Origin of the sequence: Janthinobacterium rivuli (assembly GCF_029690045.1) — a bacterium.
Lineage (GTDB): Bacteria > Pseudomonadota > Gammaproteobacteria > Burkholderiales > Burkholderiaceae_D > Janthinobacterium > Janthinobacterium rivuli.
In genome coordinates this window covers 5,926,018-5,939,696 of record NZ_CP121464.1, presented here as the reverse complement: position 1 = coordinate 5,939,696, position 13,679 = coordinate 5,926,018, and the positions used below count along the sequence as shown (strand labels likewise).

The window sequence follows — 13,679 nt, the reverse complement described above, 5'->3', positions numbered from 1 at the left end:
AGCATGAACAGCACAATGGACACCGATCCACGCTTTGATGCCAGCCGTACCATCCGCGCCCCGCGCGGCACGGTCATGGCTTGCAAGAGTTGGCAGGCCGAGGCGGCCTACCGCATGTTGCAAAACAATCTGGACCCGGAAGTGGCGGAAAATCCGCAGCACCTGGTCGTCTACGGCGGCATCGGCCGCGCGGCGCGCAACTGGGCCTGTTTCGACCAGATCCTCGCCTCGCTGCGCGAACTGGAAGACGACCAGACCTTGCTGATCCAGTCCGGCAAGCCGGTGGGCGTGTTCCAGACCCACGCGGATGCGCCGCGCGTATTGATCGCGAACTCCAACCTGGTGCCGAAATGGGCCAACTGGGAACACTTCAACGAACTCGATCGGCAAGGCCTGTTCATGTACGGCCAGATGACGGCCGGCAGCTGGATCTATATCGGCACGCAGGGCATCGTGCAGGGCACGTATGAAACCTTCGCCGAAGCGGGCCGCCAGCACTTTGGCGGCGATTGGGGCGGGCGCTGGATTCTGACGGCGGGCCTGGGCGGCATGGGCGGCGCGCAGCCGCTGGCCGCCACCATGGCGGGCGCCGTCTCGCTCAATATCGAATGCCAGCAAAGCAGTATCGATTTCCGACTGCGCACGCGCTACCTGGACAAGCAGGCGGCCAGCCTGGATGAAGCCCTGGAGCTGGTCAAGTACCACACCGAACGCAAGGAAGCGATCTCCATTGGCCTCTTGGGCAACGCGGCCGAAGTGCTGCCGGAACTGGTGCGCCGCGCGAAAGCGGGCGGCCTGGTGCCGGACATGGTGACGGATCAGACCTCCGCGCATGACCTGGTCAACGGCTACCTGCCGCGTGGCTGGAGCGTGTCGGACTGGAAGGCGGCGCAGCAAGACCCGCAGCGCCACGCGCGCCTGACGGTGGCCGCCGCCGATTCCTGCGCCGCCCACGTGCAGGCCATGCTCGATTTCCACGCCATGGGCGTGCACACCGTCGATTACGGCAATAACATCCGCCAGGTGGCGTTCGACCAGGGCGTGCAGAACGCCTTCGACTTCCCCGGTTTCGTGCCCGCGTATATCCGCCCGCAGTTTTGCGAAGGACGGGGCCCGTTCCGCTGGGTGGCCCTGTCGGGCGATCCGGAAGACATCTATAAAACGGATGCCAAGATCAAGGAGCTGTTCCCGCACCACACGCAGGTGCACCACTGGCTGGACATGGCGCGCGAGCGCATCGCCTTCCAGGGCCTGCCGGCGCGCATCTGCTGGCTGGGACTGGGCGAGCGCCACATCGCCGGCCTGGCCTTCAACGAGATGGTGCGCACGGGCGAACTGAAGGCGCCCATCGTCATCGGCCGCGACCACCTCGATACGGGCTCCGTCGCCAGCCCGAACCGCGAAACGGAAAGCATGAAGGATGGCACGGATGCCGTTTCCGACTGGCCGCTGCTCAACGCCATGCTGAACACGGCCGGCGGCGCCACCTGGGTCTCGCTGCACCATGGCGGCGGCGTGGGAATGGGGTATTCTCAGCATGCGGGCATGGTCATCGTGGCCGACGGCAGTGAAGCGGCGGCGAAACGCCTGGCCAGGGTGCTGGTCAACGACAGCGGCTCGGGCGTGATGCGCCATGCCGATGCCGGCTACGAAACAGCGGCCGCCTGCGCCAAGCGCAACAATCTGAACCTGCCGATGCTTAATACGAAGTGAAAGCAAACATGACACAGCACTCCAAAAGTTGGACCCTGAAACCGGGCGCGATGACCCTGGGCGACCTGCGCGCCGTGTGGGCCGCCCCCGCGAAACTGATCCTCGCCGCCGAGGCCTATCCCGTCATCGAGGCGTCGGCCGCCGCCGTGCAAGCCATCGTCGCCAAGGGCGATGCGGCGTATGGCATCAACACGGGCTTCGGCTTGCTGGCCAAGACGCGCATCCCCGATGAAAAGCTGGAGCAATTGCAGCGCAACCTGATCCTGTCGCACTCTGTCGGCACGGGTGAACTGCTGTCGGACGCCGTCGTGCGCCTGATCATGCTGATGAAGATCGGCAGCCTGGCGCGCGGCTATTCCGGCGTGCGCCCGCTGATTGTCGACACCCTGATCGCCCTGTACAACGCGGGCATCATGCCGGCCATTCCCGCCAAGGGCTCCGTCGGCGCCTCGGGCGACCTGGCGCCGCTGTCGCACATGACCCTGGCCATGCTGGGCGTGGGCGACGTGCGCGTCAACGGTGAATTTATGGCGGCGCCCGAAGCGCTGGCGCAGGCGGGCATTGCGCCCGTGGTGCTGGCGGCGAAAGAGGGCCTGGCGCTGATCAACGGCACGCAAGTGTCGAACGCGCTGGCGCTGCATGGCCTGTTCATGGCCGAACGCTTGCTGGAAGCGGCCATGGTCACGGGCGCGCTGTCGCTCGACGCGGCCAAGGGCAGCGACTCGCCTTTCGACGCGCGCGTGCATGCCGTGCGCGGGCAGCCGGGGCAGATCCTGGCCGCGCAGATGTACCGCCAGCTGGTGGCGCACAGCGCCATTCGCGCCTCGCACCTGGAAGGCGACGAGCGCGTGCAGGATCCGTACAGCCTGCGCTGCCAGCCACAAGTCATGGGTGCCTGCCTGGACCTGATTGGTAACGTCGGCCGCACCCTGCTGATCGAAGCCAATGCCGTCACGGACAATCCGCTGATCTTCCAGGATGGTCCCAACGGCCAGGCGGAAATCGTCTCGGGCGGTAATTTCCATGCCGAGCCGGTGGCTTTTGCGGCCGACACCCTGGCGCTGGCGATTTCTGAAATCGGCGCGCTGGCCGAGCGCCGCATCGCGCTGCTGATCGATGCGACCCTGTCCGGCCTGCCACCGTTCCTCGTGCGCGACCCGGGCGTCAATTCCGGCTTCATGATCGCCCATGTGACGGCGGCCGCGCTGGCGTCGGAAAACAAGTCGCTCGCGCATCCGGCCAGCGTCGACAGCCTGCCGACGTCCGCCAACCAGGAAGACCATGTGAGCATGGCCACGTTCGCCGGGCGCCGCCTGGACGACATGGCGCACAACACGGCCGTCATCGTCGGCATCGAGCTGCTGGCCGCCGCGCAGGGCATCGACTTCCACCGTCCGCTGAAAACCTCGCCGCACCTCGAACATGTGCACCAGCAGCTGCGCCAGAAAGTGCCGTTCTTCGACGCCGACCGCTTCTTCGCGCCCGATATCGAAGCGGCCAAGCAGATGGTGCTGCAGGGTGAGTTGAGCAGCACGTGCAAGAATTTGTTCGCCCCGCTGTACGCCTGAGCAGGCGCAAGGAGACAGGCATGGAATTCCGCTTCAACGAAGGCAGCATCCCGTTGCTGGTGTCGATGCCCCACGTGGGCACCGACATACCCGACGATATCGCCGCGCGCATGACGCCGCAGGCCATGATCAAGGCCGATACGGACTGGCATCTGCGCGAGCTGTATGGCTTTTTGCAGGAGATGGATGCGTCGGTGCTGTCGGCGCGCTGGTCGCGCTACACCATCGACTTGAATCGCCCGCAAGAAGACACGAATCTGTATCCGGGCCAGGATACGACGGGCTTGCTGCCCAACGATACCTTCCACCGCGAGCCGCTGTACCTGGCTGGCAAGGAGCCCGATGTGCAGGACGTGCAGCAGCGCCTGCGGCGCTACTGGGCGCCGTATCATGCGCAGTTGCGCGCGGAACTGGACCGCCTGCTGCGCGCGCATGGCGCCGTGGTGCTGTGGGATGCCCATTCCATCGCCTCGCATGTGCCGCGCTTCTTTGACGGCAAGCTGCCCGACCTGAATTTTGGCACGGCTGATGGCGCCAGCTGCGATGCGGGCCTGACGTCCGCCGTGGTCGATATCGCGCGCGCGCAGGATGCATTTACCGTGGCGCTGAATGGCCGCTTCAAAGGGGGGCACATCACACGCCATTACGGCCAGCCGGCCGGCCGCGTGCATGCGATCCAGCTGGAGATGTGCCAGTGCCTGTACATGAATGAACCTGGCATGGATGACGCGGCGCCATTCGGCTACCGGCCCGACCTGGCGGCACAGGTGCAGCCGCTGCTGCGCCAGATGATGGCAGCGGCCGTGGCATGGGTGGCGCGTTGAGCGGCTGTCTGTTCGCGCGCCATGCGCTGCTGCCGCAAGGCTGGCGCCGCGACGTGCTGCTGGAGTGGGATGCGGCCGGCGATCTGACGGCGGTGACCGACAATGCCGCGCCGCCGCCCGGCGCGGAAGTGGCCGAATATGTTTTGGCCGGCATGGTCAACCTGCATTCGCACGCGTTCCAGCGGGCGCTGGGCGGCATGACGGAAGTCGCCGGTGACGGGCCGGATAGTTTCTGGACCTGGCGCGACCTGATGTACCGGTTCGCGCGCCACATCACGCCGGAGCAGATGGAAACCATCGCCGCCCAGCTGTTTGCGGAATGCCTGCGCCATGGCTACACGGCCGTGTGCGAATTCCACTACCTGCAGCGCGATGCGGCCGGTGCGCTGTATGCGCGCCCTGCCGAAACGGCCGAACGGGTGCTGGCCGCGGCGCGCCTCAGCGGCATCGGCGTGACCATGCTGCCCGTGCTGTACAGCCATGCTGGTTTCGGCGCACAGCCCCTCAAACCCGAGCAGGCGCGCTTTCGCACCGGTGCGGACGACGTGCTGCGCATTGTCGAAGCGCTGGCGCCGCAGCGTGGCGGGCAGGTGGAGGTGGGCTTTGCGCCCCACTCGCTGCGCGCGGCCGGCGTGGCGCAGATTCGCGAAGTGGCGCAAGCGCTGCCCGCAGAGCGTCCCATCCATATCCACATCGCCGAGCAGCCGGGCGAAGTGCGCCAGTGTCTGGACTACAGCGGCCGGCGCCCGGTGCAGTATTTGTACGATCAGATCGACGTCGATGCGCGCTGGTGCCTCGTGCATGCGACGCATGTGCAGCCCGATGAAGTGGCGCTGATGGCGGCCAGCGGCGCCGTGGCGGGCCTGTGTCCGACGACGGAAGCGAACCTGGGCGACGGCTTGTTTCCGCTGGCCGAATTCATCGCCGCCGGCGGGCGTTTTGGCGTCGGCAGCGACAGCCACGTGTCGCAGTCGCCGGTGGAAGAATTGCGCTGGCTCGAATATGGCCAGCGCCTGCAACGCCAGCAACGCAATGTGGCCGCCACGGCAGATGAACGCCACGTGGGAGATTACCTGTGGCAGGCGGCCCTGCAGGGCGGCGCGCAGGCGTCCGGGCGCAAGCTCGGTGCGCTGGCGCCCGGCTGCCGCGCCGACTTGCTGGTGCTCGACGACGCGCATGTGAACCTGTGCGGCGTGGCCATCGCCGATGTGCTGGGCAGCGTACTTTTCTGCGGCAACGACAAGCTGGTGCGCGACGTGCTGTGCGGCGGCCAGTGGCAGGTGCGCGATGGGCGCCACGTGGCGCAGGACGCCATCGCCGCCGCCTACAAGCGCACCCTGGCGCAACTGAGGGCGCTCTGATGGCGACCTTCATCCCGCACGAATGCCTGCGCGCCGCGCCGTGGAAAAACGGCGGTGGCAGCACGACGGAAATCGCCATTGCTCCCCCCGGCGCCGGCTTCGATGATTTCGACTGGCGTATCAGCCTGGCGACGATCACGGCCAGCGGGCCGTTTTCCAGCTTTCCCGGCATCGACCGCAGCCTGATGCTGGTCGATGGCGACAGCGTGCAACTGACGTTCGACGGCGCGCGCAAGGTGGTCTTGAACGCTACGCAACCGATGCTGTGGTTTCCCGGCGAGGCGGCCGTGGAGGCGCAGGTCAAGGGAACGACGACGGATTTCAATGTGATGACGCGGCGCGACCGCTGCCGCCACCAGCTGGAAAAAATCACGGCCCCGTGCCGGCTGGTACGGCGCAGCGCGGCGACCTTGCTGTTTGTCGCCGGCGAAGGCCACGTGCTGGCGCGCGGCGCGGAACAGCAGTTCGCGCTGGCCCGTTATGACGCGCTGCTGCTCGATGCCGACGATGCGTCGGAGTGGCGGCTCGACGCCTTGCAGCGTTCGGCCGTGTTGTGCGTCGACCTGTTCACCTAGGAGAGAAAAGCCATGCAAGACTGGGATATGGTCATCCATAACGTCCACCTGGCCACGATGGAACACGGTTATGGCGAATTGCTCGATGCGGCCATCGCCGTCAAGGATGGCCGCATCGCGTGGTTCGGCCCCGGCGACGAGCTGCCGGCCAGCGGCGCCGTGCTGCACGATGGTCAGGGTTGCTGGCTGACGCCCGGCCTGATCGACTGCCATACGCACATCGTCCATGCGGGCAACCGCAGCGACGAATTCGAGGCGCGCCTGAATGGCGCCAGCTATGAAGACATCAGCCGCGCCGGCGGCGGCATCATGTCCACCGTGCGCGCCACCCGCGCGGCCAGCGATGACGAGTTGCTGCGGCAAAGCCTGCCCCGCGTGCTGGCGCTGCTGGCCGAGGGCGTGACGACCCTGGAGATCAAGTCCGGTTATGGTCTCGACGCGGACAGCGAGGCGAAGATGCTGCGCGTGGCGCGCAGGATAGGGCAACAGCTGCCCGTATCTGTGCGCACCACCTTCCTCGGCGCGCACGCGCTGCCGCCCGAATATGCGGGCCAGGCCGACGCGTATATCGACCTGCTGTGCGCGCAGATGCTGCCGAAGCTGGCGGGCGCTGGACTGGTCGACGCCGTCGACGCGTTTTGCGAGCGCATCGGCTTTACGCCGGCGCAGACTGAAAGGGTGTTCGAGGCGGCGCGCGCCTTGAATCTGCCCGTGAAACTGCATGCGGAGCAGCTGTCGGACCTGGGCGGCGCGGCGCTGGTGGCCCGTTACGATGGCCTGTCGGCCGACCATCTGGAATTCCTGTCGGAAGAGGGTGTGGTCGCCATGGCGCAACATGGCACGGTGGCCGTGCTGCTGCCGGGCGCGTATTACTTTTTGCGCGAAACGCAGCCGCCGCCGGTGGCGGCTTTGCGCGCGGCCGGCGTGCCGATGGCCGTGTCCACCGATTGCAACCCGGGCACGTCGCCGATGACGTCCCTGCTGCTGGCGATGAACATGGCGTGCACCCTGTGGCGCCTGACGCCGCAGGAAGCGCTGGCCGGCTGCACGCTGCATGCGGCGCGCGCGCTGGGCTTGCAGCATGAAACGGGCAGCCTGGCGGTGGGCAAGCGCGCCGATTTTGCCCTGTGGCGCATCGCGCGCCCGGCCGACCTGGCGTATGCGCTGGGCCTGAACCCGTGCGCGGGCGTGGTGCATGGCGGTGTCTGGCGCGCGCCGGTGGTAAGCTTGCCGGATTGATCATCCGTCCTGGAGCGCCGCGTGCGTGTTGTTTACCTGTTGTTGTTGCTGGTCTTTGCCGCCGCGCCCATGTCCTCCCTTGCCCAGGATGGCGGCACCCTGAAGGTGGGCTCGAAGCGCTTCACGGAATCGTACATCCTCGGCGAAATCATCCAGCAGAGCGCCGCGCCGCACGTCAAGGCGCAGCACCGCCAGGGCCTGGGCAACACGGCCATCGTGCTCGCTGCGCTGCAGGCGGGCAGCATCGACGTGTATGCCGAATACATGGGCACCATCGGCAGCGAAATCCTCAAGCACGACAAAGCCATCGACCTGGCGCAGATGCGGCGCGAGCTGGCGACGCTGGGCTTGGGCGTGGCCGTGCCGCTGGGCTTTAACAATACCTATGCGCTGGCCGTGCGCAGCGATGAAAAAACCATCGCCAGCCTGGCGCAGCTGGCCCAGCACCCGGCCCTGACATTCGGCCTGTCGCATGAATTCATCGGCAGGGTCGATGGCTGGCCGGGCCTGGCCGCCCGCTATGGCTTGCCGCAGCGCCCGCGCGGGCTCGATCACGGCATCGCTTATGAAGCGCTGGCGCAGCGCCAGGTGGACGTGATCGACATCTATTCGACGGACGCGAAGATACGCCAGTACGGCTTGCGCGTGCTGGCCGACACGCAGCAGTATTTTCCCCGCTACGACGCCATGCTGCTGTACCGGCTCGACGTGCCGCAGCGCTTTCCCGCCGCCTGGCTGGCGCTGCAAGGCTTGCAGGGGCGTATCAGCGAGAGCGACATGATCGCCATGAATGCGGCCGTGGAAATCGATGGCAAGACTTTTTCCGACGTGGCGCGCCAGTGGCTGGCGTCCGGCACGCAGGCGAACAAACCGGCCGCCACGCGCAGCAAGCTGCTCGATAAAATCATCGGCGACGATTTGTGGACACTGACGCGCCAGCATCTGACCCTGGTGCTGCTGTCGGTGGCACTGGCGTGCGTGATCGGCATTCCGCTGGGCGTGCTGGCGGCGTTTTCGGCGCCGCTGCGGCAAACGGTGCTGGCCTTCGTCGGCGTGCTGCAGACGGTGCCGTCGCTGGCCCTGCTGGCGATATTGATCCCCGTGCTGGGCATGATCGGCACCGTGCCGGCACTGGTGGCCCTATTCGTGTATGCCTTGCTGCCCATCGTGCGCAACACGTGCACGGGCATCTTGCAGGTACCGCAAGGCTTGCGCATGGCGGCGCTGGCGCTGGGCTTGAGCAAGCGCGACCGCTTGCTGCACGTGGACTTGCCGCTGGCCTTGCCCGTCATGCTGGCGGGCGTGAAAACGGCGGCCGTGATGAGCGTGGGCACGGCCACCATCGCCGCCTTCATCGGCGCGGGCGGTTATGGCGAACGCATCACCATCGGCCTGGCGCTGAACGACAACGACATGCTGCTGGCCGGCGCGATCCCCGCAGCCGTGCTGGCCCTGCTGACGCAAGGCTTGTTCGAACTGGTGGAGCGCTGGGCCGTGGCCGGCCGGCAGCACTGACGGCATCACGGTTACAGCGAGTGCAGTTTGGAGCGCACCGAGACGACGGCCTGGTGCAGGATGCGTTCAGCCTGGAAGTCGTTCTCGCGCTGTTCGGCGATGGCTTGCAAGTCGCGCGTATAGCGCTCCAGGCGGGAGCGCAGGTAGGCGCGGTAGATTTTCATGACGAGCGGTTTGGCAGAAACATTCATGATGTGGCTCCCAGGTGCGTAATGATGCGTTCATTTTGTGTGAGCGGAATGCCGCCACTTTGCGCCATATCAAATGCCATGACCCCGTCAAATTGGCGTGTTTGACATTGCACAATGCCCGCCAGGGCGAAGATGCCACACTGAATCTTCCCTGCTCGCCTGGTCATCATCAGGTGCCGCAGGCCCTGATTCCTTCAAGCATATTCAAGGAGCGTCGCATGGTCATTTTTGCCGTGGTTGCTGGCTGCATCGCCTGCCTGACAGTGTACCAAATCTATAGAAAATCGCAGGGTGGCGGTGGGGTTGCGCAACAACATATCGGCTTGCACGGCACATTGATTGAACCACGGAAATAATCAGTGTCTTTCAAGCGACACTTGGTGAAACTTGGTTAGCAGATTTAAGTCAAATGTAAGGCCCGGTAAGCAAATGTAAAGGTCTGCGCCATCGTAAGCGGCAGCGTTTATATTGATAACCGTTGATTGCATTCTCCCCCTCCCACTTGACAATGGGTTCTACCCCGCGGTGCCGCTAGCCCGCGGGGATTTTTTTTGGGCAATTGGTTTATGCAGATATCGGCGTACCCGCCGACAATTGCGTCAAGGCATCTCCAGCGACCCGGCAGATGCGCCAGTCCGGCATCACGTCCGCGCCCATGCCCTTGTAGAAATTGATCGCGTTTTCATTCCAGTCCAGCACCGACCATTCGAAGCGGCCGCAATCGCGTTCGACGGCCAGTTGCGCCAGCGCTACCAGCATCTGCTTGCCATAACCTTTGCCGCGCACGGATTGCTTTACATACAGGTCTTCCAGGTACAAGCCCTTGCGGCACAGGAAAGTGGAAAAATTATGGAAGAACAGGGCAAAGGTCACCACTTCGCCATTTTCCGTGCCGACCAGCGCTTCGCATGCGGGGTGGGCGCCGAACAGGCTGTCGTGCAACATGGATTCCCTGGCGATCATCATGTGTTCGAGTTTTTCAAACACGGCCAGTTCGTGGATCATGCCAAAGATGGCGGCCACGTCGGATGCGGTCGCGGGACGGATGGCGAGGGAGGAAGAGGTGCTCATGTTGCCTTTGTGGATGGAGTGGTGGAAAGGGAAGCGATGGTACTCGTCTTGCGCGCCCCCGACGTCAGGGCCCAGGCCACGCTGGACAGGCACAGCACCATGCCCACCCATTCGATGGCGGCGGGCCGGTAGTGTTCGAACTGCACCGACAGCAGGACGGAAATGACGGGCGTGACGACGCCGATGTACACGGTCTTTTGCGTGCCGATGCGGGCGATTAAGGTGAAATAGGCGCTGAAGGCGATCACCGAACCGAAGATGGCCAGGTACACCAAGCCCATCCAGTAACTGGGGCGCGCGGGCAATTGCCAGGACTGGCCCGTGGCGATGGCCCAGGCGGCCACCATCAAGGTGCCCCACAGCATGGTCCAGGCCATGGTCAGCATCACGTTGCCGGAATGTTCGCGCACTTTCATGACGAGGGCGTTGCCTGCCGTGCTCGACACGGTTGCCACCAGCGCCAGGATAAAGCCCAGCAGAAAATGGCCATTGCCGCCGCCCAGAATATCTTGCAGCGCCGCGCCGATGGACTGGTAAAACAGCAGCACGATGCCGCAGATGGCGACGAATGCCGCGCAGCAGGTGCTCCAGGTGATCGGTGTGCCGAAAGCGATGCGGTTGAGCAACGGCGTCCAGAACACCATCAGCGCAAACAGCACGCTGACAAGGGCCGAGACCAGGTATTGCTCCGAGCTGTAGGTGCACACATAGCTGAGGGCGAACGAGGCCAGTCCCTGCAGCAGCATCCATTTTTGCGCGCGCCAAGGCAGGCGCAAGCGGTCGCCGCGCACGGCGCACCAGGCAAACAGGGTGGCGGACGCGAGGCCGAAGCGGTAGACCACGGAAACGGCGGGGGCGACATCGCCCAGCTGCAAGGTGATGGCCCAGAAGGTGGAGCCCCAGATCAGGCAGGCAATGATGAACAGGAGAGGAGAGGACATCGCGCAAGTATACGGGCATCGCGCGTCCCGGTCGAGTTTGGCAAATGCGCAGGCAGACATTGAGCCAGCGCAGTGCTTCTGGAAAATGTTGAATTTATGAAAATATTTACTTTATTATCAAGTAAATATTTTCTGAATTGCATTTTTGAAGGGGACCGCCATGCCAGCCTCACTGCAGATCAAAGTATGGAGCGTGCTTGTGTATGTCGTCGTGACGGCTGTGATTGCCATCTGGCTGCACCCTTCCGCCTTGCTCGCTGCCGGCGCATTCGGCTGAGCGCATGCGCCGGCAAGCGGATCAATGCGTGACGCGGGTCTTGCGGCCATCGGACAGCAGGCGCACGCGCTCGCCCGGGCGGAACAGCTCGTCGGCGTCCTGCACGATGGCGCGCATGTCGCCATTGTCCAGGCGCACGGTGATTTCCAGGCCGGCCTTGTTCGAGGCATTCGCTTCGATGCTCTTGCCGGCCATGCCGCCGGCGACGGCGCCGAGGATGCTGGCCGCGATGGCGCCTTTGCCGCCGCCGATAGTCGAGCCGGCCACACCGCCCAGCGCCGCGCCAGCCAACACGCCCGTGCCCGTTTCACCCTTGTCGATGGTTACCTGGCGCACGGATTCAACCGTACCCATGCGAACCGATTGTTCATTCTGCGCCTGGCGCGCATTGTAGACATTTGCCGAGTTCGGTTGTACGGCGCAGCCGGCCAGGGTGGCGAGCAATGCCACTGCAATAATTGGTGCTTTCATGTGGGACTCCCTTGGACAAAAGTTGCTTGCCGATTGCATCGACCGGCAGATGGTGATTTATCATAAGGACACTTGCCTCAGATAACTAGTTACGAATGGTAAAAATCTGTTACCAACTTTGCGTAAGCGCTTGCCGCTCAATACGCCAGCCGCAGGCGCCGGTATAAAAATCCCAGCACGAACAGCGGCCCCACCAGTAAAAAGCGCAAGTCGTCGAGGAACGACGGTTTCTTGCCTTCGATCTGGTGGCCGATGAACTGGCCTATCCAGGCCAGCACGAACAGTGCCAGCGACACGGGCAGGATGGTCAGCGCCGGCATGAGCAGCAGCAGGCCAAGCATGGCGGCCAGCATCGCCAGCATGCCCGCAGCAAACGGGCGCGACAGCTTGTAATAATAGTATAAGGCCAGAATACTGCCGAGCAGCGCCACGCTGGGATGCACGCTCCACAGCAGCCCCAGCAGGCTGAAAACGATCAGCGGCACGCACACGATGTGCACCCATTCATTGACGTGGTTGCGGTGGCTTTCGCCATACTGGGCCAGCAGGGTGTCGATGGTGCGCATGGGCGGTCTCTTGTGTCGGGAGGGTTGTGCGGGAATTCTACACCGTCGCGTGGCCGGGTAAAATGGTCCATCATTTTCCTTTTCGGAACGTTCATTTGAATAGCCCAGCCTTCTTGCCAGACGTTGCCGCCGACCCGCGCAAGCGCTGTTTCGACCCCGTCGTCAATGCCGATACGCGCTTGCTGATACTGGGCAGCCTGCCCGGAGAAAAATCGCTGGCCCACAGCCAGTACTATGCGCATCCGCAAAACAGGTTCTGGATGCTGCTGGGCGAAGTGCTGGGCGTTGAATTGAAGAGCCTGCCCTATGAAGAGCGCCTGGCGACCTTGCTGGCGCACGGCGTGGGCCTGTGGGATGTGGTGGCGCAGGCGCAGCGCACGGGCAGCCTGGACAGCAACATCCGCGCCCGCGACGACAACGACCTCGTGGCTCTGGCCGCCAGCCTGCCGCAGCTGCGCACGATCGCTTTCAATGGAGGCACGGCCGCGAAGCTGGGCATCAAGGTGCTGGGTGAACATGCGCAGCGCTACCGCATCGTCAGCTTGCCGTCGAGCAGCCCGGCCTATACCTTGGCGTATGCGCAGAAATTGCAGGCGTGGCTGGCTTTGCGTGGCTGATGTCAGGCGGCAAGCCCGTGCATGAGGCGCTGCGCCCGTTCTTGCCGGTACTGGCGCCGCCAGAACCAGGCGATGCAGATCAAGCCCAGCAGGGATGGCGCCAGCTGCGTCCAGGGCTGGCCCACGCGCAGCAGGTTGCCCGCGGCGGCGGAAAGCATGGCGAACAGCGAGGCGAGCAGCTTGTAGATATGTTCATAGCGCCACAATATGCCATGCCAGCGGCGGGGAAAGGCCCAGCGCGCGCCGTCGTAGACGAGGATGGTGGCCAGGCCGCCCAGCGATGACAGCACGACGATGGCTTGCTGTCCGGAAGCATCGTGCTGCAGGCGCAACAGGATCAACCCGCCGGCTACCAGCGCGGCTGCCGTCATCGCGCCATCGACGGCTTGCGGACCGGCATCGCGCGTGTAGACGGCGCGCCAACCGCTCAGCAACTGGTACAGCACCAGCACCGTCAGCACGGCAAAGACGGGACGATAGTCAAACAGCAGATTGCCGATGGCGGCAGTGATGCAGACCAGCAAGGTCAGCCACGCGAACAGCCTGCCGCGGCGGCGGTGCCGCGGCGTGCCCTTGGCTGCCGCCAGCAGGAAGAGCCCCAGGCCGATGGCGGCGCTGCCGGCCAGCACATGGGTGGCAATATTGATCAGTTGCGGCTGGGACATGCACATCTCCGGAAGGTGCGCCAGGCTGGTCGCACGCTAACGGGAGATGGTATCTTGATAACTGCCGCTTGTCGAGATGGCGGGG

Annotated in this window: 15 protein-coding genes; 9 read left to right on the top strand and 6 right to left on the bottom strand. The window is 64.5% G+C overall.

Annotated features, from left to right (window positions below):
- Nucleotides 1-3: 3 nt before the first annotated feature.
- The 7 genes from hutU (at nt 4) to P9875_RS26920 (ending at nt 8,795) form a co-directional block, all read left to right on the top strand.
- Complete coding sequence (gene hutU / locus P9875_RS26950; protein WP_278317104.1) at nt 4-1,713, top strand: urocanate hydratase; 1,710 nt, start codon at nt 4-6, stop codon at nt 1,711-1,713.
- Between the two features lie 8 nt (nt 1,714-1,721).
- On the top strand, nt 1,722-3,281 hold the full coding sequence (gene hutH / locus P9875_RS26945) for a histidine ammonia-lyase (RefSeq protein WP_278317103.1): 1,560 nt from the start codon (nt 1,722-1,724) through the stop codon (nt 3,279-3,281).
- 20 nt (nt 3,282-3,301) lie between these two features.
- The gene (hutG, locus tag P9875_RS26940) at nt 3,302-4,105 is read left to right on the top strand and encodes an N-formylglutamate deformylase (protein WP_278317102.1); all 804 of its coding nucleotides are present in this window, start codon (nt 3,302-3,304) and stop codon (nt 4,103-4,105) included.
- Nucleotides 4,090-5,466: a formimidoylglutamate deiminase gene (locus P9875_RS26935; protein ID WP_278317101.1), complete on the top strand. Its 1,377-nt coding sequence runs from the start codon at nt 4,090-4,092 to the stop codon at nt 5,464-5,466. The genes hutG and P9875_RS26935 overlap by 16 nt, the downstream gene beginning before the upstream one ends.
- Nucleotides 5,466-6,041: a HutD family protein gene (locus tag P9875_RS26930; RefSeq protein WP_278317100.1), complete on the top strand. Its 576-nt coding sequence runs from the start codon at nt 5,466-5,468 to the stop codon at nt 6,039-6,041. The genes P9875_RS26935 and P9875_RS26930 overlap by 1 nt, the downstream gene beginning before the upstream one ends.
- A gap of 12 nt (nt 6,042-6,053) precedes the next feature.
- Nucleotides 6,054-7,280, top strand: coding sequence for an imidazolonepropionase (hutI, locus tag P9875_RS26925; RefSeq protein ID WP_278317099.1), 1,227 nt, complete (start codon nt 6,054-6,056; stop codon nt 7,278-7,280).
- A 69-nt stretch (nt 7,281-7,349) separates the two neighbouring features.
- Nucleotides 7,350-8,795, top strand: a complete 1,446-nt coding sequence (locus P9875_RS26920; RefSeq protein WP_278318881.1) for a glycine betaine ABC transporter substrate-binding protein — start codon at nt 7,350-7,352, stop codon at nt 8,793-8,795.
- Between the two features lie 11 nt (nt 8,796-8,806).
- Here P9875_RS26920 and P9875_RS26915 read toward each other — a convergent pair whose 3' ends face one another.
- Nucleotides 8,807-8,986 (bottom strand): hypothetical protein, encoded by a 180-nt coding sequence (locus P9875_RS26915; RefSeq protein WP_034746290.1) that lies wholly within the window; start codon nt 8,984-8,986, stop codon nt 8,807-8,809.
- 14 nt (nt 8,987-9,000) lie between these two features.
- Between P9875_RS26915 and P9875_RS26910 the strand changes: the two genes are divergently transcribed.
- On the top strand, nt 9,001-9,342 hold the full coding sequence (locus P9875_RS26910) for a hypothetical protein (protein ID WP_152598782.1): 342 nt from the start codon (nt 9,001-9,003) through the stop codon (nt 9,340-9,342).
- Nucleotides 9,343-9,550: 208 nt separating this feature from the next.
- On the opposite strand, the gene P9875_RS26905 is transcribed toward P9875_RS26910, so the two are convergent.
- The 4 genes from P9875_RS26905 to P9875_RS26890 all read right to left on the bottom strand — a co-directional run bounded on the left by P9875_RS26905 (nt 9,551) and on the right by P9875_RS26890 (nt 12,312).
- Entirely contained in the window at nt 9,551-10,057 is a 507-nt protein-coding gene (locus P9875_RS26905) for a GNAT family N-acetyltransferase (RefSeq protein WP_278317098.1), read from the bottom strand.
- A complete protein-coding gene (locus P9875_RS26900) occupies nt 10,054-10,998 on the bottom strand; it encodes a DMT family transporter (protein ID WP_278317097.1) in 945 nt (314 codons plus the stop codon). The genes P9875_RS26905 and P9875_RS26900 overlap by 4 nt, the downstream gene beginning before the upstream one ends.
- Before the next feature lie 298 nt (nt 10,999-11,296).
- A complete protein-coding gene (locus tag P9875_RS26895; RefSeq protein WP_035822363.1) occupies nt 11,297-11,746 on the bottom strand; it encodes a glycine zipper 2TM domain-containing protein in 450 nt (149 codons plus the stop codon).
- Nucleotides 11,747-11,883: 137 nt separating this feature from the next.
- On the bottom strand, nt 11,884-12,312 hold the full coding sequence (locus tag P9875_RS26890; RefSeq protein WP_046684331.1) for a DUF962 domain-containing protein: 429 nt from the start codon (nt 12,310-12,312) through the stop codon (nt 11,884-11,886).
- A gap of 95 nt (nt 12,313-12,407) precedes the next feature.
- Here P9875_RS26890 and P9875_RS26885 point away from each other — a divergent pair, with 95 nt between their 5' ends.
- Nucleotides 12,408-12,929 (top strand): DNA-deoxyinosine glycosylase, encoded by a 522-nt coding sequence (locus P9875_RS26885; RefSeq protein WP_278317096.1) that lies wholly within the window; start codon nt 12,408-12,410, stop codon nt 12,927-12,929.
- 2 nt (nt 12,930-12,931) lie between these two features.
- On the opposite strand, the gene P9875_RS26880 is transcribed toward P9875_RS26885, so the two are convergent.
- Entirely contained in the window at nt 12,932-13,594 is a 663-nt protein-coding gene (locus tag P9875_RS26880; RefSeq protein ID WP_278317095.1) for a hypothetical protein, read from the bottom strand.
- Nucleotides 13,595-13,679: the final 85 nt, after the last annotated feature.